Origin of the sequence: Leucobacter sp. Ag1, from assembly GCF_000980875.1 — a bacterium.
Classification (GTDB): domain Bacteria; phylum Actinomycetota; class Actinomycetes; order Actinomycetales; family Microbacteriaceae; genus Leucobacter; species Leucobacter iarius.
On record NZ_LAYO01000110.1, the window covers coordinates 70,136 to 88,649 of the forward strand.

The 18,514-nt window shown below is 71.2% G+C and carries 17 protein-coding genes; 9 read left to right on the plus strand and 8 right to left on the minus strand.

Annotated features, from left to right (window positions below):
* Positions 1-217: 217 nt before the first annotated feature.
* The 3 genes from XM48_RS15185 to XM48_RS15195 are packed head-to-tail and all read left to right on the plus strand — an operon-like array spanning position 218 to position 3,284.
* Complete coding sequence (locus tag XM48_RS15185; protein WP_046456680.1) at positions 218-1,330, plus strand: type III polyketide synthase; 1,113 nt, start codon at positions 218-220, stop codon at positions 1,328-1,330.
* Complete coding sequence (locus tag XM48_RS15190) at positions 1,327-2,046, plus strand: methyltransferase domain-containing protein (RefSeq protein WP_046456681.1); 720 nt, start codon at positions 1,327-1,329, stop codon at positions 2,044-2,046. Before XM48_RS15185 ends, XM48_RS15190 begins: the two co-directional genes overlap by 4 nt.
* Entirely contained in the window at positions 2,043-3,284 is a 1,242-nt protein-coding gene (locus XM48_RS15195; protein ID WP_046456682.1) for an NAD(P)/FAD-dependent oxidoreductase, read from the plus strand. Before XM48_RS15190 ends, XM48_RS15195 begins: the two co-directional genes overlap by 4 nt.
* 13 nt (positions 3,285-3,297) lie before the next feature.
* Here XM48_RS15195 and XM48_RS15200 read toward each other — a convergent pair whose 3' ends face one another.
* Complete coding sequence (locus XM48_RS15200) at positions 3,298-4,230, minus strand: heme o synthase (RefSeq protein WP_046456683.1); 933 nt, start codon at positions 4,228-4,230, stop codon at positions 3,298-3,300.
* Positions 4,231-4,316: 86 nt separating this feature from the next.
* Here XM48_RS15200 and tkt point away from each other — a divergent pair, with 86 nt between their 5' ends.
* From tkt to pgl, 6 genes are read left to right on the plus strand one after another with little or no spacing between them, the layout of a single operon-like run.
* A complete protein-coding gene (tkt, locus tag XM48_RS15205; protein ID WP_046456684.1) occupies positions 4,317-6,407 on the plus strand; it encodes a transketolase in 2,091 nt (696 codons plus the stop codon).
* Positions 6,408-6,427: 20 nt separating this feature from the next.
* Entirely contained in the window at positions 6,428-7,549 is a 1,122-nt protein-coding gene (gene tal, locus XM48_RS15210; protein ID WP_046456685.1) for a transaldolase, read from the plus strand.
* Positions 7,546-9,297, plus strand: a complete 1,752-nt coding sequence (locus tag XM48_RS15215) for a glucose-6-phosphate isomerase (protein ID WP_231580918.1) — start codon at positions 7,546-7,548, stop codon at positions 9,295-9,297. The genes tal and XM48_RS15215 overlap by 4 nt, the downstream gene beginning before the upstream one ends.
* Positions 9,294-10,805, plus strand: coding sequence for a glucose-6-phosphate dehydrogenase (gene zwf / locus XM48_RS15220; RefSeq protein WP_046456686.1), 1,512 nt, complete (start codon positions 9,294-9,296; stop codon positions 10,803-10,805). The genes XM48_RS15215 and zwf overlap by 4 nt, the downstream gene beginning before the upstream one ends.
* Entirely contained in the window at positions 10,802-11,821 is a 1,020-nt protein-coding gene (locus XM48_RS15225) for a glucose-6-phosphate dehydrogenase assembly protein OpcA (RefSeq protein ID WP_046456687.1), read from the plus strand. Before zwf ends, XM48_RS15225 begins: the two co-directional genes overlap by 4 nt.
* Complete coding sequence (pgl, locus tag XM48_RS15230; RefSeq protein WP_046456688.1) at positions 11,818-12,549, plus strand: 6-phosphogluconolactonase; 732 nt, start codon at positions 11,818-11,820, stop codon at positions 12,547-12,549. The genes XM48_RS15225 and pgl overlap by 4 nt, the downstream gene beginning before the upstream one ends.
* Before the next feature lie 49 nt (positions 12,550-12,598).
* Here pgl and XM48_RS15235 read toward each other — a convergent pair whose 3' ends face one another.
* From XM48_RS15235 to whiA, 7 genes are all read right to left on the minus strand, one after another.
* Entirely contained in the window at positions 12,599-12,964 is a 366-nt protein-coding gene (locus XM48_RS15235) for an RNA polymerase-binding protein RbpA (protein ID WP_084821223.1), read from the minus strand.
* A 68-nt stretch (positions 12,965-13,032) separates the two neighbouring features.
* Positions 13,033-13,281: a preprotein translocase subunit SecG gene (gene secG, locus XM48_RS15240; RefSeq protein WP_046456770.1), complete on the minus strand. Its 249-nt coding sequence runs from the start codon at positions 13,279-13,281 to the stop codon at positions 13,033-13,035.
* A 97-nt stretch (positions 13,282-13,378) separates the two neighbouring features.
* Entirely contained in the window at positions 13,379-14,314 is a 936-nt protein-coding gene (tpiA, locus tag XM48_RS15245; RefSeq protein WP_084821224.1) for a triose-phosphate isomerase, read from the minus strand.
* On the minus strand, positions 14,311-15,513 hold the full coding sequence (pgk, locus tag XM48_RS15250) for a phosphoglycerate kinase (protein ID WP_046456690.1): 1,203 nt from the start codon (positions 15,511-15,513) through the stop codon (positions 14,311-14,313). The genes tpiA and pgk overlap by 4 nt, the downstream gene beginning before the upstream one ends.
* A 71-nt stretch (positions 15,514-15,584) precedes the next feature.
* Positions 15,585-16,592: a type I glyceraldehyde-3-phosphate dehydrogenase gene (gene gap / locus XM48_RS15255; RefSeq protein ID WP_046456691.1), complete on the minus strand. Its 1,008-nt coding sequence runs from the start codon at positions 16,590-16,592 to the stop codon at positions 15,585-15,587.
* A gap of 154 nt (positions 16,593-16,746) precedes the next feature.
* Positions 16,747-17,376, minus strand: a complete 630-nt coding sequence (locus tag XM48_RS15260; protein WP_046456692.1) for a superoxide dismutase — start codon at positions 17,374-17,376, stop codon at positions 16,747-16,749.
* Between the two features lie 102 nt (positions 17,377-17,478).
* The gene (gene whiA / locus XM48_RS15265; RefSeq protein ID WP_046456693.1) at positions 17,479-18,459 is read right to left on the minus strand and encodes a DNA-binding protein WhiA; all 981 of its coding nucleotides are present in this window, start codon (positions 18,457-18,459) and stop codon (positions 17,479-17,481) included.
* Between the last annotated feature and the right edge of the window lie 55 nt (positions 18,460-18,514).

Genomic DNA, 18,514 nt, shown 5'->3' on the forward strand with positions numbered 1-18,514 from the left:
TTCTCCCTCGAACAGCCGGGACGGCCCGATCGGGCGCGTCGGGCCCGCGCCCGATCGGAGGTGGTTCCCCCGGGCCGACCGCCGACCTCTTTCAAGTTTCCGAACCCGTGGGCTTTCGCGGCACCCCCTTGACTCCAGCTCGGCGAGCGACTATCGGCTGCCGTGCATCCGCTGTCAGGGGCTTCCCATCCGGAGCGATCGGGCGTTTCATGAGTCCATGAGCACTCAGATCCTCGCCATCGGCACCGCAGTCCCCGAATCCCGGCTGCCGCAGCCGAGCACCCGCGACTTCTTCGCGGCGCAACCGGGGGTCGACCGCCTGACCGCCCGACTGATCGGAGCGGCCTTCGACTCCTCCGCCATCGACAACCGCTACTCCGTGATCGGCGGTTTCGGAGCCGGCGAGAACCTGTTCACCGAGGACGGGGCGACATTGCGCGCGCCGTCGACCGGGGCTCGCAACGAGCTCTATCGGCGGGAGGCGCCGCTGCTCAGCGCCGCCGCCTCGCGCGAGGCCCTCGAACGCTCCGGCTACACGGCCGCGGAGGTGACACACGTCGTCACCGCCTCCTGCACCGGGTTCTTCGCGCCCGGCCCCGACTACCTGCTAGTGCGTCAGTTGGGGATCCCCACGAGCGCCGAGCGCACGCACATCGGATTCATGGGCTGCGCCGCCGCGTTCCCGGCGCTCCGCGCGGCCGCCCGTATCTGCGCCGCGCAACCCGGATCCGTCGTGCTCGTGGTCTGCACGGAGCTCTGCTCGCTGCATATCCGGTCGTCGAGCGATCCGGAGCAGATCGTCGCGTCCGCCGTGTTCGGCGACGGTGCGGGCGCCGCGATCGTCTCGTCGGCCCCGGCGAGACGGAGCGAAGCGCTGGAGGTGGGCGACTTCTCCACGGCGATCACCTCGGAAGGCGAGGCCGACATGGACTGGACGATCGGGGATCGCGGATTCGAGATGCGCCTGACCGCGAACGTGCCCCGGATCATCGGGCGCGAGATCGCCGGCGTCGTCGAGTCGATGATCGGGGCGGACGCCGATCCGCTGACCGAGATCGACGTCTGGGCCGTGCACCCGGGAGGTCGGAGCGTGCTCGACCGCGTGCAGGACGGTGTCGGTCTCGGCGACGGAGCGTTGGCGCACTCCCGCGCCATCCTGCGCGACTTCGGCAACATGTCGAGCGCGACGATCCTGTTCATCCTGCAGCGGATCCTCGCGGATGCCGAGGTCGCCGACGGCGCTCGGATCGCCGGTCTGTGCTTCGGGCCGGGGCTGACCGTCGAGACGGCCCGATTCGTGCGGCGCACACGCGCGGATCAGCGGGCATGAAGCCGCCCGGCCCCGGCCTCGCACAGCGTGACGAGGCGCTGACGGAGCTGATGGACGACCCGGACTGCGATCCCCGCCGCCTGCAGCGGACGCTGCGCGGCTTCGGCCTCGTCAATGGCGCCGTGTCGCGGTGGGGCGCGGTCTACCGCACGCTGCTCAGACCGATCCTCGCCGCGACGGAGGCGCCCGCGCGCGTGCTCGACATCGGATCGGGCGGCGGCGATGTGCTCCGGCGGCTGGCACGACTGGCCCGACGCGACGGCTTCGCGATCGATGGGCTCGGCGTGGACCCCGATCCGCGCGCACTCGACGCGGCGGGTCGGGGGCCGCGCACCCCCGGAGTCCGGTTCACGTGCGCGACGAGCGCGGAGATCCGCCGCTCGGGCGACACCTTCGACCTCGTCGTCTCGAACCACGTGCTGCACCACCTCGACGAGGCATCCTTCGACGCGCTGATCGACGACTCGAGCGCGCTCGCCGCGCGCGCCTGCGTCCACTCGGACATCGCCCGCGGGCGGCTCGCCTACGCGGCGTTCTCGGTCGCGGCGCTCCCCGTCGCCCCGGGCACGTTCCTCCGGGTCGACGGGCTGCGGAGCATCCGACGGAGCTACACCCCCGCCGAGCTCACCGCGCGGCTCCCCGCCGAGTGGCGGGTGGAGACCGTCGGCCGGTTCCGCCTGCTCGCGGTGCGCCGCTTCTCCGGGGCGCCCCGATGACCGCCCGCGTCGATCACGAGGCGATCGTCGTCGGCGCGGGCCCGAGCGGGCGTTTCCTCGCCTCGGAGCTCGCCCGGCAGGGCATCGACGTGCTGCTGGTCGAGCGCCGGAGCGCACCCGCGGAGCCCGGCGTGGTACCTCCTCAGGGAGGCCGCGCGATCGGTCTGCACCCGCCCGCGCTCGCCGCGCTCGAGCCGTCCGGCGCGACCGAACTCCTGCTGGCGCTCGCCGCGCGGGTCGAACGGGGCCTCGCCTACGACGGACCCCGCCGGCTCGCGGTCCTCGACTTCGCGAGGCCCGGGCGTCGCTTTCCCTTCGCGGTCTCGGTCCCCCAGTCCGCGACCGAGCACGCCGTATCGCTCGATGCTCCGGAGCCGAGCTTCGACGCGGAGGTGCGATCGGTCGTGCCGTACCCCGACCGGGTCGTCCTGGAGATCGTGCGGAACGAGCAGGAGCAGGAACTCACCGCGCGCGCCGTCGTGCTCGCGACCGGCGCCGCCGGCCGGGTGCTCGCGCTGCCGTACGCGCGCCTCGCCGCCCGCGAGTATCCCGACCGCTTCCTGATGTCGGATTCCGCGGAAGCGTTCGATCGGCGCGGCGACGACCGCACAGCCGTCATTGCGCTCGATCCTCGCGGGGTGCTCGAGTCCTTTCCGCTGGCGGGCGGCGGTCGTCGATTCGTGGCCGGATTCGGAGCAGAACCCGATGACGTGGGCGGTGCCAGTCTCGAGGACTCAGGGAATGGGCGATCCGGGCACGCCGCGCGTGCCTCGGAGCGGTTGCGGCGAGCCGTCGCGGAGCGTTCGGGCGACGCCGCGTCGGTTCCGGCGTTCGAGGCGGTCTCCGTGTTCCGGATCCGCCGCGCGCTGCTGGACCGGATGCGGCTCGACGCGGGCGGCAGGCTCTTCGCGATCGGCGACGCGGCGCACGAGATCAGCCCGATCGGCGGGCAGGGAATGAACCTCGGCCTGCTCGACGCGGCCGGGCTCGCCCCGATCCTCGCCGCGCGTCTGCGCCTGGACGACGACCAGGATCGTGAGCTGGTCCGGTGGGAGCGGCAGCGCCTGGCTTCGGCGAGGACCGCGGCCCGCATCGCGGGCCTCAACACCGCGCTGGGTCGCCCGCGCGGCCGCCTCGAGCACACGGCGCTGCGGGCCTCGATCGGAACGACGATGCGGACGCCGTTGATCCGGACCGCGGCGAAGGCCTACACGATGGGCTTCGATCGCGCCGCGTGATGCGGGCGAGGGATCAGAACGGCAGCAGCGCGTCCACCGCGATGAGGAGCGAGAGCACCGAGAGGTAGAGGTTCGCCGTGTGGAAGACCTGCATCGGCTTGCCCTCCTTGCCGCGGATCGCCTGCGCGTAGAGGCGGTGCGCCTGCACGATGAAGTAGGCGCCGAACGCGGTCGCCGCGATCGAGTAGAGGAGGCCCATGTCGGCGACGGGGATGAGCAGCAGGCTCGCTACGACGGTCGCCCAGGTGTAGAGGATCACCTGGAGGCCGACGGTGACCCGGCCGCGCACCACGCCGAGCATCGGCACGCCGGCGGCGGCGTAGTCCTCGCGGTAGCGCATGGACAGCGGCCAGTAGTGGGCCGGGGTCCAGAGGAAGATGACGAGGAAGAAGACCCACGCCGGCCAGTCGAGCGAACCGGTGACGGCGGCCCAGCCGATGAGCACCGGGAAGCAGCCGGCGATGCCGCCCCACACGATGTTCTGCTCGCTGTGGCGCTTGAGCACGATCGTGTAGATCACGACGTAGAAGAAGATCGCGGCGGCGGACAGCGCCGCCGCCAGCCAGTTGGTCGTGGCCCAGAGCCACGCGACCGACAGGATGCCGAGCACCCAGGAGAAGATCAGCGCGCCGCGGTCCGAGATCTCGCCGGTGACGAGCGGACGATTCTTGGTGCGCTTCATCTTGCGATCCATGTCGCGGTCGATGTAGCAGTTGAACGCGCCCGCCGAGCCGGCGCTCATGGCGCCGCCGATGAGCGTCGCCAGCACCAGCCAGAGGTTCGGCACTCCGCGCTGCGCGAGGAACATCGCCGGGATCGTCACCACCAGCAGCAGCTCCATGACGCGAGGCTTGGTCAGCGACACGTATGCCTTCACGGTACGGCGGAATCCCGGCCGCTGACGCGGCTCGTGGAGCTGTTCGGGGGCTGCGATCTCGGTGGACATCGCTCTCAATGATATCCCGAGCCGCGGTAAGCTGGGACCCGGTCTGCGCGGCCTTCGCGCAATCAACGGTTCCGAGAGGCTGGGCATTGGCAAACGAACTGCAGTGGGATGAACTCGACGATCGCGCGGTGGACACCGCTCGTGTGCTGGCCGCGGACGCGGTCGAGAAAGTGGGCAACGGCCATCCCGGCACCGCGATCAGCCTCGCCCCGGTCTCGTATCTGCTGCACCAGAAGGTGATGCGGCACGATCCGGCCGACGCCGACTGGGTGGGCCGCGACCGCTTCATCCTCTCAGTGGGGCACTCGTCCCTGACCCAGTACGTGCAGCTCTACCTCGGCGGCTACGGCCTCGAGCTCGAGGATCTCGAGTCGCTGCGCACCTGGGGCTCGAAGACCCCCGGCCACCCCGAGTACGGGCACACCAAGGGCGTCGAGATCACCACCGGCCCGCTCGGCCAGGGCCTCGCCTCCGCCGTCGGCTTCGCCTACGCGGCGCGCTACGAGCGCGGGCTCTTCGATCCCGAGGCCGCTCCGGGCACCAGCCCCTTCGACCACTTCATCTACGTCGTCGCCGGCGATGGCGACCTGCAGGAGGGCGTGACCAGCGAGGCGTCGTCGCTCGCGGGCCACCAGGAGCTCGGCAACCTGATCGCGATCTACGACTCCAACCAGATCTCGATCGAGGACGACACCGACATCTCCTTCTCCGAGGACGTGGCGAAGCGCTACGAGTCCTACGGCTGGCAGGTCATCGAGGTCGATTGGAAGAAGACCGGATCCTACGTCGAGGACGTCGCCGAGCTCTACACCGCGATCGAGGCCGCCAAGGCCGAGACCGGAAAGCCGAGCCTCATCATCCTCAAGACCATCATCGGCTGGCCCTCGCCCGGCAAGCAGAACACGGGCGGGATCCACGGTTCCGCCCTCGGCGCGGAGGAGCTCGCCGGACTCAAGACCGTGCTCGGCTTCGATCCCGAACAGCGCTTCGCCGTCGCCCCCGAGGTCATCTCGCACACCCGCGAGGCCGTCGCCCGCGGCGCTGAGAAGCGGGCCGCCTGGCAGGCCGACTTCGACGCCTGGGCCGCGGCCAACCCCGAGCGCAAGGCGCTGTTCGACCGCGTCGAGGCGCAGGAGCTGCCCGCCGAGGCCGCCGAGGTGCTGCCCGAGTTCGAGCCCGGCACGAGCATCGCGACGCGCGCGGCGAGCGGCAAGGTACTGAACGCGCTCGGCCCCGTGATGCCCGAGCTGTGGGGCGGCTCGGCCGACCTCGCGGGCTCCAACAACACGACCATCGCCGGCGCGGCATCCTTCGTGCCCGCCCACCACTCGACCGGCGCCTGGACCGGCAACGACTACGGGCGCGTGCTGCACTTCGGCATCCGCGAGCACGCCATGGGCTCGATCCTCAACGGGATCCAGCTGCACGGCAAGACGCGCAGCTACGGCGGCACCTTCCTCATCTTCAGCGACTACATGCGTCCCGCGGTCCGTCTCGCGGCGCTCATGAACGTGCCGAGCGTCTTCGTCTGGACCCACGATTCGATCGCCCTCGGCGAGGACGGCCCGACGCACCAGCCGATCGAGCAGCTCGCCACGCTCCGCGCGATCCCGAACCTCGCGATGGTGCGCCCCGCCGACGCCAACGAGGTCTCGGTCGCGTGGCACGAGATCCTCACCCGCCACGCGGGCCCCACCGGCATCGCACTGACCCGCCAGAACGTCCCCGTGCTGCCGCGCGGTGGCGACTTCGCGACCGCGGAGCAGGCCGCGGAGGGCGTTCGTCGCGGCGCCTACGTGCTCGCGGACTCCCCCACGGGCACCGTCGACGTGCTGCTCATCGCGACGGGCTCCGAGGTGCAGCTCGCCGTCGAGGCGCGCGAGATCCTCGCCGCCGAGGGCGTCGGCGCGCGCGTCGTCAGCGCTCCCTGCCTCGAGTGGTTCGCCGAGCAGACCGCCGAGTACCGCGAGAGCGTACTGCCCGCGGCCGTCACCGCGCGCGTCAGCGTCGAGGCCGGCCTCTCGCTCGGCTGGGAGCGCTACGTGGGCGACCGCGGCCGCTCCGTCTCGATCGAGCACTTCGGCGCCTCCGCCGACTACCAGACCCTGTTCCGCGAGTTCGGGATCACCACCGAGGCCGTCGTCTCCGCCGCGCGCGAGACCGTCGCCGCCGTCTGACCCGCTGAAAGGACCGAACGATGAACGCATCACCCACCGCCGAGCTCAGCACCGCCGGCGTCAGCATCTGGCTCGATGACCTCTCGCGCTCGCGCATCGAGAGCGGCAACCTGGTCGAGCTGATCGGCTCGCGCAACGTGGTCGGCGTGACCACGAATCCGACGATCTTCGCGAACGCGCTCGCCAAGGGCCACGGGTACGATTCCCGCATCGCCGATTGCGCGAGGCGCGGACTCGACGTCACCGAGACCATCTTCGAGCTGACCACCGCCGACGTGGCCGACGCCTGCGACATCTTCGCCGACGTCTACGCCGCATCGAACGGCCTCGACGGCCGGGTCTCGATCGAGGTCGAGCCGGGTCTCGCCCGCGACACCGCGGGCACCGCGGCGCAGGCGAAGCAGCTCTGGGAGCGCGTCGGCAAGCCGAACGCGATGATCAAGATCCCCGCGACGGTCGAGGGCCTCGAAGCCATCACCGAGACCATCGCGGCCGGTATCAGCGTCAATGTGACCCTGATCTTCAGCCTGGAGCGCTACCGCCAGGTGATCAACGCATACCTGACCGGGCTCGAGCGGGCCCGCGAGGCCGGCATCGACCTGTCGACGATCCACTCGGTCGCGTCGTTCTTCGTGTCGCGCGTCGACACCGAGATCGATGCGCGGCTGCGTGCCGCCGGCACCGACGAGGCCCTGGCGCTCACCGGCGCCGCGGGCGTCGCGAACGCACGCCTCGCCTACGAGGTCTTCGAGCAGTCCTTCGCCTCCGAGCGCGCCGCGCTGCTGCGCGCGGCGGGTGCCAACCCCCAGCGTCCGCTCTGGGCGTCCACGGGCGTCAAGGATCCCGCGCTGCCCGACACGCTCTACGTGATCGACCTGGTCGCGCCCGGCGTCGTCAACACGATGCCGGAGGCCACCCTCGAGGCCGTCGCCGACCACGGCGAGGTCCGCGGCGACACCGTCAGCGGCACCTACCGCGAGGCGGATCAGGTGCTCAACGCGATCGACGCGCAGGGCGTCGACTACGCGGAGGTGACCGAGCTGCTCGAGGTCGAGGGTCTGCAGAAGTTCGACGTGTCCTGGGCGGAGCTCGTCGAGACCGTCAGAGGCGCGCTGAGCGCCGCTCGGGAGGACGTGCGGTGAACCCGGTCGTGCGGATGGGGAACGGGCAACCTCTGACGCGCGAGCGTTCGGCCGACGAGCCGAACGGCAGCCCACTGGCTGACCAACCCGGCGGCACCGCGGGTGCTGCCGCCGACGGTTCGGTCGAGGCGCTCCTGGAGCGCCTCGTCTCCGGCCGCATCGCGAGCCGGATCGCGGCGCACGACGCCGCGATCTGGGGGCCCGAGGCCGAGGCCGAGGCACGGATCCGTCTGGGATGGACCGATGCCTCGGCTCGGGCCGCGGAGCTGCTGAGCGGCATCGCCGAACTGCGGAGCGATTTCGCCTCGCGCGGCATCGATCGGATCGTGCTGTGCGGCATGGGCGGTTCGAGCCTCGCACCCGAGGTCATCACCCGGCACGACGGCGTCGGGCTCGTCGTGCTCGACTCGACGCACCCGGACCAGGTGCGACGCGCGCTCTCGGGCGACCTCGCGCGGACCGCGGTCGTCGTGAGCTCCAAGTCCGGATCCACCATCGAGACCCGGAGCCACCGCGCGACCTTCGCCCAGGCGTTCCGCGACGCGGGCATCGATCCCGCGGATCGCATCGTCGTGGTGACGGATCCCGGCTCCCCCCTCGAGGCCTCCGCGCGCGACGCGGGGCAGCGGGTGTTCATCTCCGACCCGAACGTGGGCGGCCGGTACTCCGCGCTGACCGCCTTCGGGCTCGTCCCCTCGGGGCTCGCCGGCGCCGATGTCGCCGCGCTCGTCGCCGAGGCGGAGGGCGTGCGCGAGGCGCTCGCGACCGATGCACCCGAAAACCCCGCGCTGCAGCTCGCCGCCGCGATCGCCGTGGGGCTTCCCGAGCGGTTCGCGCTGGCCATCGCCGAGGCCGCCGATGCCCGCTGGGGGCTCGGCGACTGGATCGAACAGCTCGTGGCCGAATCGACCGGCAAATCGGGACAGGGCGTGCTCCCCGTCGTGCTGGATCCCGCCGCCCCCGAGCTCGTCGAAGGCCTCCCGACGACCGCGCTCGGCGTCACCGTCGGCGCCGTCGATAACGGTGAGGTCCCGTCCGCGCCGCGGCTCGACCTCTCGGCGTCCGGTCCCCTCGGAGCCCAGATGCTCACCTGGGAGGTCGCGACCGCCGCCCTCGGCTTCCTCATGGGGATCGACCCGTTCGACCAGCCGGACGTCGAGTCGGCGAAGGTCGCTGCTCGGGCCGCCCTCGACGATGCGCACGGCACGATCCCGGCGATCGGTGCGATCGGCGACTCCTCCGGCACCGCCGATCTCGGCATCGAGGTGCTCGCCGCACCTTCGGGCGCCCTCCCGGCCACGATCGCCGAGCTCATCGCGTCGCTCCGCGCCGCCGTCGGCCCGGCCGGCTACCTCGCGATCCAGGCCTATCTCGACCGCGAGGGCGGCACTTCCGAGGCGCTGCACGCGCTCCGGGCCGCCGCGGCGGAACGGCTCCTGGCCCCCGTCACCTTCGGCTGGGGTCCCCGTTTCCTGCACTCCACGGGGCAGCTGCACAAGGGCGGCCCTGCGGTGGGCGTCTTCCTGCAGATCCTCGACGCGGCAGAGCCCGAACTGGCCATCGCCGAGTCGGACTCCGGTTTCGGGGAGCTCATCGCTGCGCAGGCCCGCGGAGATCGCGACGTGCTCGTCGAGCGCGGACGTCCGGTGTTCGCGCTGCGCTGCGCCGACCCGGCCGCCGCCGCGCGCACGATCGCGGCCGCGTTCTCCGATGCGCCGTCGCAGGGCACCGAGGAGGCCTCTGCGTGATCGGGAATCCGCTCCGCTCCCCCGACGACCTCCGACTCGACCGCGTCGCCGGCCCCTGCGCCATCGTGCTCTTCGGCGTGACCGGCGACCTCGCCCGCAAGAAGCTGCTGCCCGCGATCTACGACCTCGCGAACCGCGGCCTGCTGCCCCCGGGCTTCGCCCTCGTCGGGTTCGGCCGACGCGAGTGGAGCGACGAGGAGTTCACGCAGGTCGTGCGCGAGGCCGTCGACGCGCACGCGCGCACCCCGTTCGATCCGGACACCTGGGAGCAGTTCTGCACCGGGATCCGCTTCGTCACCGGCGCCTTCGATGAGGCCGCGGCCTACGAGCGCCTCGCCGAGGTGCTCGGCGAGCTCGAGCGGGATCGTGGAACCGGGGGCAACACCGCGTTCTACCTGTCGATCCCGCCCAAGACGTTCCAGACCGTGAGCACGCAGCTGCGCGACGTCGGCCTCGCCGAATCCCCGTCGAACAGCTGGCGCCGGGTCGTCATCGAGAAGCCGTTCGGGCACGACCTCGAGAGCTCGCAGGAGCTCGGCCGCGCCATCGACGCGGTGTTCCCGCCCGAGCACGTCTTCCGCATCGACCACTACCTCGGCAAGGAGACGGTGCAGAACCTGCTCGCGCTCCGCTTCGCGAACGTGTTTTACGAACCGATCTGGAACGCCGAGCACGTCGACCACGTGCAGATCACGATGGCGGAGGACATCGGCGTCGCCGGCCGTGCCGGCTACTACGACGGCATCGGGGCGGCGCGGGACGTGATCCAGAACCACCTGCTGCAGCTGCTCGCGCTGACGGCGATGGATCGACCCGCGAGCCTCGGTGCCGACGATCTGCGGGCGGCGAAGGAGCGGGTGCTCGAGTCGGTGGTGCTGCCCGACGATCTCGTCGAGACCACCGCGCGAGGCCAGTACCTCGGCGGCTGGCAGGGCGGCGCGAGCGTCACCGGGTTCCTCGAGGAGGAGGGCATGGCCCCGCACTCCACGACCGAGACTTTCGCGGCGATCACCCTCGGGATCGATACGCCCCGCTGGCGCGGAGTGCCGTTCTATCTGCGCACCGGCAAGCGCTTGGCCAAGCGCGTCACCGAGATCGCCATCGTCTTCAAGAAGGCCGTCGATCCGCTGGTCGCTCCCGAGATGCTCGGCAACAACGCCCTCGTGATCCGGGTGCAGCCCGACGAGGGCGTGACCACCCGGTTCTCGTCCAAGGTGCCCGGCCCCGGTCTGCAGATCCGCGACGTCACCATGGACTTCGGCTACAGCCACGCCTTCACCGAGGCCAGTCCGGAAGCGTACGAGCGGCTGATCCTCGACGTGCTGCTGGGCGAGCCCCCGCTCTTCCCCGGCCAGCGCGAAGTGGAGCTCTCCTGGCGGATCCTCGATCCGATCGAGGAGGCCTGGAGCACGAGCGGAGCGCCCGAACCCTACCATCCGGGCGGATGGGGCCCGACGAGCGCCGAGCGGATGCTCGGTCGCAGCGGCCGCGCTTGGAGGATGCCGTGATCGAGACCCTGCCCGACACCACCGTCAGCGGGATCAGCAAGCGTCTCGTGCTGCTGCGCGCCGAGGGCGGAGCGACCACGCTCAGCCGCGTGCTCACGCTGCTGATCTTCAGCACCTCCGAGGGGCTCGAAGAAGCGGTCGCGGCCGCGAACTTCGCGTCCCGCGAGCACCCCATGCGCATCATCGCGATCGCGCTGCCCGAGGGCGAGGACCGCCCGACCTGGGTCGGCGAGGTCAGCCGCGACGTGCGTCAGCGCGAGCTCGGCATCGGCGACGTCCCGGTCAGCGGGCTCGACGCCGAGATCCGCGTGGGTCGCGACGCCGGCGCGGGCGAGGTCATCGTCCTACGCCCTCGCGGTGCCGTCGCCGTGGATCCCGAACGCCTCGTCAGCGGTCTATTGCTCGCCGATGCGCCCGTGGTCGTGTGGTGGTCCGACGTGTGGCCCAGCCGCACCATCGACACGCCGCTCGGCCGGCTCGCACAGCGGCGTATCAGCGACAGCGGCGGCTTCCGGGATCCTGCCGCGCACCTCACGGAGCTCGCCTCGGGCTACCGCGCGGGTGACACCGACCTCGCCTGGTCCCGCGTGACGCTCTGGCGCGCGCAGCTCGCGGCCGCGCTCGACAACGCGCCCGAGCGGCGCATCACGGGCGCCACCGTGTGCGGCACCCCCGACTCCTCGTCGACCATGCTGCTCGGCGCCTGGCTGCGCTTGCAGCTCGGCGTGCCGGTGCGCCTGCTCGACCTTCCGGAATCCGCGGGTATCGAGTGGGGCATCCAGTCCGTCACGATCCACTCCGACGACGCCGACACCGTCATCGAGCGCTCGCGGGGTACCTTCGCCGCCATCACGCAGCCCGGGCACCCGCGCCTCGAGGTCCCGATCCCCCGGCGCGGTCGCGCGCAGTGCCTGGTCGAGGATCTGCGTCTGCTGCAGGCCGACCAGCTCTTCGGCCGCGTCCTCACCGCGGGCGTTCCCCTGCTGCTCGCCGATCAGCCGGAGGGCGAGCGATGACCGCCGGGCTCCGCTTCGAGTCCGCACCCGACGCCGCAGCGCTCACCGAACGGATCGTCGAACGCCTCGTCGGCGTGCTGCGGCGCGCTCAGGAGGACGGTCGGATCCCGGTGCTCGTGCTCACCGGCGGAAGCATGGGCAAGGCGTCCCTCGCGGGCATCGCCGCGCACCGCGACCGCGGTCTCGTCGACTGGCGACGGGTGCGCGTGCTCTGGGGCGACGAGCGCTGGCTCCCCGCCGGCGACGCGGAGCGCAACGACCGGCTCGCCGACGACCTGCTCTTCGGAGCGGTGGACTTCGATCCCGCGCTCGTGCACCGCGTCGCGGCCGCCGATGCCGGCCTGAGCCTGGACGATGCGGCAGCGGCGTACGCCGGGCTGATCGCCGGGCTCGACCGCATCGACCTCGCGCTGAACGGCGTCGGCCCCGACGGGCACCTCTGCTCGCTCTTCCCCGGCCGTGACGATCTGCTCCGCGACGACGATGCGCAGCCGCTCGCGATCGCGGTGCGCGAGTCGCCGAAACCGCCGCCCGAGCGGGTCAGCCTGAGTTTCCGGGCGCTGGACCGGGTCGAGCACCTGTGGCTGCTCGCCGCGGGCGCCGAGAAGGCTCCGGCGATCGCACGAGTGCGCTCCGCCGACGATCCCGAGCCGCTGCCGGCCGGTCGCGCGCGCGGCAGCGTCGAAACGGTGCTCTGGGCAGACGAAGCGGCGCTCGGCCGGAACTGAATCCGGGCCGAGCGCCGCTCGGTGCCCGCTGTTCGCGGGCGGGGTGGGGTTACGCCTTGGAGCGCGCGGAACCGCGGCGGGCGCGCAGCTTCAGCAGCGCCTCCTCCAGCAGCTCTTCGGCTTCCTCGGGCGTGCGACGCTCCTTCACGTATGCGAGGTGCGTCTTGTAGGGCTCGTTCTTGAGGAGCTCCGGCGGATTGTTCTGATCCCGGCCGGCGGGCAGACCGCTGTGCGGGGAATCGATCTGCTCGGGGATCTCCTCTTCGGCGACGTCCGCCGAGAAGTAGCGGACGGTCTCGTTGCCGAGTGCGTCCCAGTACGAGACCTCTTTGCGGTCAGCGCGAACGCCGTGATCCATCTCGCCCATGGGGCCGGATCCGACTCGAGCGCCGCGGATAGCGTTGCTACCGGACACGTGTTGCCTTTCTTGCGATGCAGCCGGGGCTGCGGCTGGTCAGTGGTGCGCCGGACGGCGTCGGACGGTCAGACCGTCGCGAAGCGCTCGACCAGGCCGAGGCCCACGATCGAGGCGAACCACACCAGCGAAACGCCGATGGTGATGCGGTTGAGGTTGCGCTCCGCAACCCCCGACGAACCGAGGCTCGAAGTGACGCCGCCGCCGAACATGTCCGACAGACCTCCGCCGCGACCCTTGTGCAGCAGGATGAAGAGCGTCAACAGCAGGCTGGTGATCACCAGGAAGACGAGCAGAACGATCTTGAGGATACCCACGCGGGCCACCTTTCGAGGGGTCGAGGCGCAGCGCGCCATCGACCAGTATACCGTGCCGTCCCGGGGCCTCCCCCGGGACGGCACGGTGCGTCGCCGACTACGCGCCGGTGACGTGCTTCTTGAACTGGATGATTCGGGAGAACTCGTCGGACTTGAGGCTGGCTCCGCCGACGAGCGCGCCGTCGACGTTCGGCTGCCGCATGAAGCCCGCGATGTTCTGGCTCGTCACCGAGCCGCCGTAGAGGATCCGGGTGGAACCGGCCGCCTCTTCGCCGCGTGCGCGCAGGATCGCCTCGCGCAGGGCGCGGGCGACCGCCTCGGCCTGCTCGGGCGTGGCGGCCTGGCCACTGCCGATCGCCCAGACCGGCTCGTAGGCGAGCACGAACTCGGCGCCCTTCGGGAGCTCGGCGAGCGCGGCCTCGAGCTGCGCGACGGGGATCGCCGCCGCACCGTGCTCGGCGAGGTCCTCGGCGGTCTCGCCGACGCAGATGACCGGGGTGACCCCGGCAGCCGCAGCCGCGCGGGCCTTGGCCCCGACGGTCGCGTCATCCTCGCCGTGCCCGTGACGGCGCTCGGAGTGCCCGACGATGACGTAGGCGGCCTCGAGCTTGGCGAGGAACTGTGCCGAGATATCGCCCGTGTAGGCGCCCGACTCGTGCGGGGAGACGTCCTGCGCGCCGAGCTTCAGCGAGAGCTTGTCGGCGGCGAGCAGCGTCTGCACCGAACGCAGGTCGGTGAACGGCGGGAACACCGCGACCTCGACATCCGCGTAGTCGTGGCGCGCGTCCTTCAGCGCCCACGAGAGCTTCTGCACGAAGGCGATCGCCTGCAGGTGGTCGAGGTTCATCTTCCAGTTGCCGGCGATGAGCGGGGTGCGCTCGACCTGCGGCAGCTCGACGGGTTCGGCCGTCTCGGCTGCGGGGGCCTCATCGGCCGCGGGCGCTGCGTCCTGCTCCGCGAGCGGCGCCACCTCGACCGTGTCGTCGGTGACGAGCTCGGCGTCCTGCGCGTCGTTCTGCGATTCGTTGCTCATGCGAGCACCTCCAAACCGGGAAGGGTCTTCCCCTCAAGGAACTCGAGGCTGGCGCCGCCGCCAGTCGAGATGTGTCCGAACTGGTCGTCGCGGAAGCCGAGCGCGCGCACGGCCGCGGCGGAGTCGCCGCCGCCGACGACGGTGAAGCCGTCGGTCTCGGTCAGCGCCCGCGCCACGGTGCGGGTGCCCTCCGCGAACGCCGCCATCTCGAACACGCCCATGGGCCCGTTCCAGAAGACGGTCTTGGCCTCGGCGATGACCGCGGCGAACGCCGCGGCCGACGCCGGGCCGATGTCGAGGCCGATGCCGGCCGCTCCGAAGGAGCTTCCGTCGATGGCGTCGGCGGCGACCACCTCGTGCGCGGCGTCGGCGGCGAACCGCTCCGCCACGACGATGTCGGTCGGCAGCACGATGCGCACGCCGCGCTTCTCGGCGTCGGCGAGATACCCGCGCACGGTGTCGAGCTGGTCCGCCTCGAGGAGGCTGGAGGCCACCGCGTGCCCCTGCGCGGCGAGGAAGGTGAAGACCATCCCCCCGCCGATGAGCAGGGTGTCGACCCGCTCGATGAGGTGCGAGATGACGCCGAGCTTGTCGGAGACCTTCGACCCGCCGAGCACGACCGCGTACGGCCGCTCGGGGGTGACGGTCAGGCGCTCGAGCACGCGCAGCTCGGCTTCGACCAGGCGGCCCGCGGCGCTCGGGAGCGCCTCTGCCAGTTCGGTCACGCTGGCCTGGCGGCGGTGCACGACGCCGAAGCCGTCCGACACGAACGCGTCGCCGAACTCGGCGAGGCGTGCGGCGAACGCGCGGCGCTCCTCCGCGTCCTTGCTCGTCTCGCCCGGGTTGAACCGCAGATTCTCGAGGAGCACCACATCGCCGTCGCCGAGCGCCGAGACCGCGGCCGAGGCCTCGGTCCCGACGGTCTCGCCGACGAACGCGACGGGGGCCCCGAGCAGTTCCGCCATGCGCACCGCGACCGGACGCAGCGAGTAGCGCTCCTCAGGCGCACCGGCCGGACGGCCGAGGTGGCTGATGAGCACGATCCGTGCACCGACCTCGCGGAGCTCGCGGATCGTGGTGAGCGAAGCGCGGATCCGTCCGTCGTCGGTGATCTCGCCGTCGGCGAGCGGAACGTTCAGATCGCAGCGGACGATCACCGTCTTCGACCGGAGCTGGCCGAGGGATTCGATGGTGCGCATGGCGGCTTGGGTCCTCCTTCAGGGGGATGTGGGTGCCGGGGGCTGGAGTCGGCCGGCGTCCGACTTCGCGCTCAGGAGAGCTGGGATCCGACGAAGCGGGTCAGGTCGACGAGACGGTTGGAGTAACCCCACTCGTTGTCGTACCAGGCCGAGACCTTCGCCAGGTTGCCCGAGACCGCGGTGAGCTCCGAATCGAAGATCGCCGAGTGCGGGTTCTGCTGGATGTCGCTGGAGACCAGCGGATCCGTCGAGTACTGGAGGTACCCGGCGAGCGGGCCCTCGGCCGCCGCGCGGAACGCCGAGTTGATCTCGTCGACCGTGAGGCCGTCGCGCGTGACCAGCGTCAGGTCGACGATCGAGCCGGTCGGGACGGGAACGCGGTAGGAGGATCCGTCGAGCTTGCCCGCGAGCTTCGGCAGGACGAGGCCGATGGCCTTCGCCGCGCCGGTCGAGGTCGGGACGATGTTGATCGCGGCAGCGCGGGCGCGACGGAGGTCGCGGTGCGGGCTGTCCTGCAGGACCTGATCGGCCGTGTACGCGTGCGCGGTCATCATGAAGCCGCGCTCGATGCCGAAGGCCTCGTCGAACACGCTCGCGACGGGCGCGAGACAGTTCGTGGTGCAGGACGCGTTCGAGATGACGTGGTCGTTGGCCGCGTCGTACTGATCCTGGTTGATGCCCATGACGAAGGTGGGAGCCGGGCCCGTGGCCGGCGCGGAGATGATCACCTTGCGCGCTCCGGCGGTGCGGTGCGCCTCGGCATCGCTCACCTTGGTGAAGTGTCCGGTGGACTCGATGACGATGTCGACGCCGAGCTCCGCCCACGGCAGCTTGCCGGGATCGCGCTCGGAGACCACCCGGAAGGTGTCGCCGTTCACCGTGATCGACGTGTCGTCGTGCGTGACCTCTGCATCGAGGATCCCGCCGACGGAGTCGTACTTGAGGAGGTGTGCGAGCGTCGCTGTGTCGGTGAGATCATTCACCGCGACGAGGTCGAGATCCGACCCCTGGCTCAGCGCCGCACGAAGGAAGTTCCGGCCGATTCGACCGAAACCGTTGATAGCGATCCGTGTGCCCATTCACGTGCCTTTCAACTGTTGAGATGGCCGAGACGGACTCCCCGCCCCGGTGCACGGACCGCTCGGGTGAGCGATCCGCACCACTCGACGGCGACCCGCGGGTCCCGCCGAGAGACGAACGGGCCGATCCCCGAAGGGACCGGCCCGAGCCGACTCACTCGCCGAGCTGGATCAGCCCGCTGGTCTGCGTGCGCGCCGCGTCGAAACGCTTCGCGACGTCCTGCCAGTTCGCGATGTTCCAGAACGCGGAGACGTAGTCCGCTCGCACGTTCAGGTAGTCGAGGTAGTACGCGTGCTCCCAGACGTCGAGCATCAGCAGCGGGATCTGGCCGGCCGGCAGGTTGCCCTGCTGGTCGAACAGCTGCTGGATGTGCGGACGCTGGCCGAGCGTGTCCCACGCGAGGAGCGCCCAGCCGGAGCCCTGCACGCCCAGCGCGGTCGCGGTGAACTGCGCCTGGAACTTCTCGAACGAGCCGAAGTACTCGTCGATCGCCGCGGCGAGCTCGCCCTCGGGGCGCTCTCCGCCCTCGGGCGACAGGTTGTTCCAGAAGATGGTGTGGTTGACGTGACCGCCGAGGTTGAAGGCGAGGTCCTTCTCGAGCTTGTTGACCGTGGCCAGGTTGCCGCTCTCGCGCGCCTCAGCCAGCTGATCGACCGCGTTGTTCGCACCGGTCACGTAGGCCTGGTGGTGCTTGTCGTGGTGCAGCTGCATGATCTTGCCGCTGATGTGCGGCTCGAGGGCGGCGTAATCGTAGGGAAGCTCGGGCAGGGTGTATGCGGCCATGTGGCGCTCCTTCGAATTCTTCGTTGATGTGACTTCAGTCTATGCCGACAACCGGACCCGACCGCGAGATATTCCGCGAGATGACCGGTGTTCGCAGCGACTTCAGAGTGCGTCGAGCTCTTCGGGCAGGCTCGCCTCGGTGCCGGGGATGCCGCGAGTCTCGGCTTCCTTGTCGGCCATCGCGAGCAGGCGGCGGATCCGGCCGGCGATCGCGTCCTTGGTGAGGGGCGGATCGGCCCGGGCGCCGAGCTCGTCGAGGCTGGCCTCGCGGTGGCTCAGGCGGAGCGCACCGGCGTAGCGCAGGTGCTCGGGGGTCTCGTCGCCGAGGATCTCGAGCGCGCGCTCGACGCGGGCGCACGCGGCCACGGAGGCCTGGGCGGAGCGGCGGAGGTTGGCATCGTCGAAGTTGACGAGGCGGTTGGCGGTGGCCCGGGTCTCGCGCGCCTTGCGCAGCTCGTCCCAGGCGGCGCGGGCGTCGACGGCGCCCATGGCGCTCAGCATCTCGCCGATCGCCTCGCCGTCGCGCACGAGCACCTTGTGCTGGCCGCGGATGTCGCGGCTCTTGGCGGCGATGCCGAGGCGGCCCGCGGCGCCCACGAGCGCCATGGTCGTCTCGTTCGTCGGGCACACGACCTCGAGGCTCGCCGAGCGGCCGGGCGGGGTGACCGAACCGCGCGCCAGGAACGCACCGCGCCAGATGGCGGCGAGCTCGGGCTGCGAACCGGTGGTCAGGCGGTTGGGCAGGCCGCGGATGGGACGGCGGCGGGGATCCATGAGGCCCAGCTGGCGGGCGATGGTCTCGCCGTCGAGCACGCGGACGAGGAACTGCGGGGCACCGGGGCGGGTGCTCGATGCGGGGAGCTGCATGGCGTCCGAGCGGACGCCGTAGATCTCGGCCAGGTCCTTGCGGACGCGCTGCACGATCGCGGGGGTGTGCAGTTCGGCCTCGAGGGCGATGCGCCCCGAGATGGTGTGGAGTCCCCCGGAGAGCCGCAGGATCGTCGCCAGCTCCGATACACGCTCGCTGGTGCGCTGCGGGACAACGCGGACGAGCTCGGTTTTGACGTCGGGGGTCGATGGCACGAAAAGGATCCTCTCGAAGGGATGCGGATGAGATGACAGACTGCTGGCCGGGAAC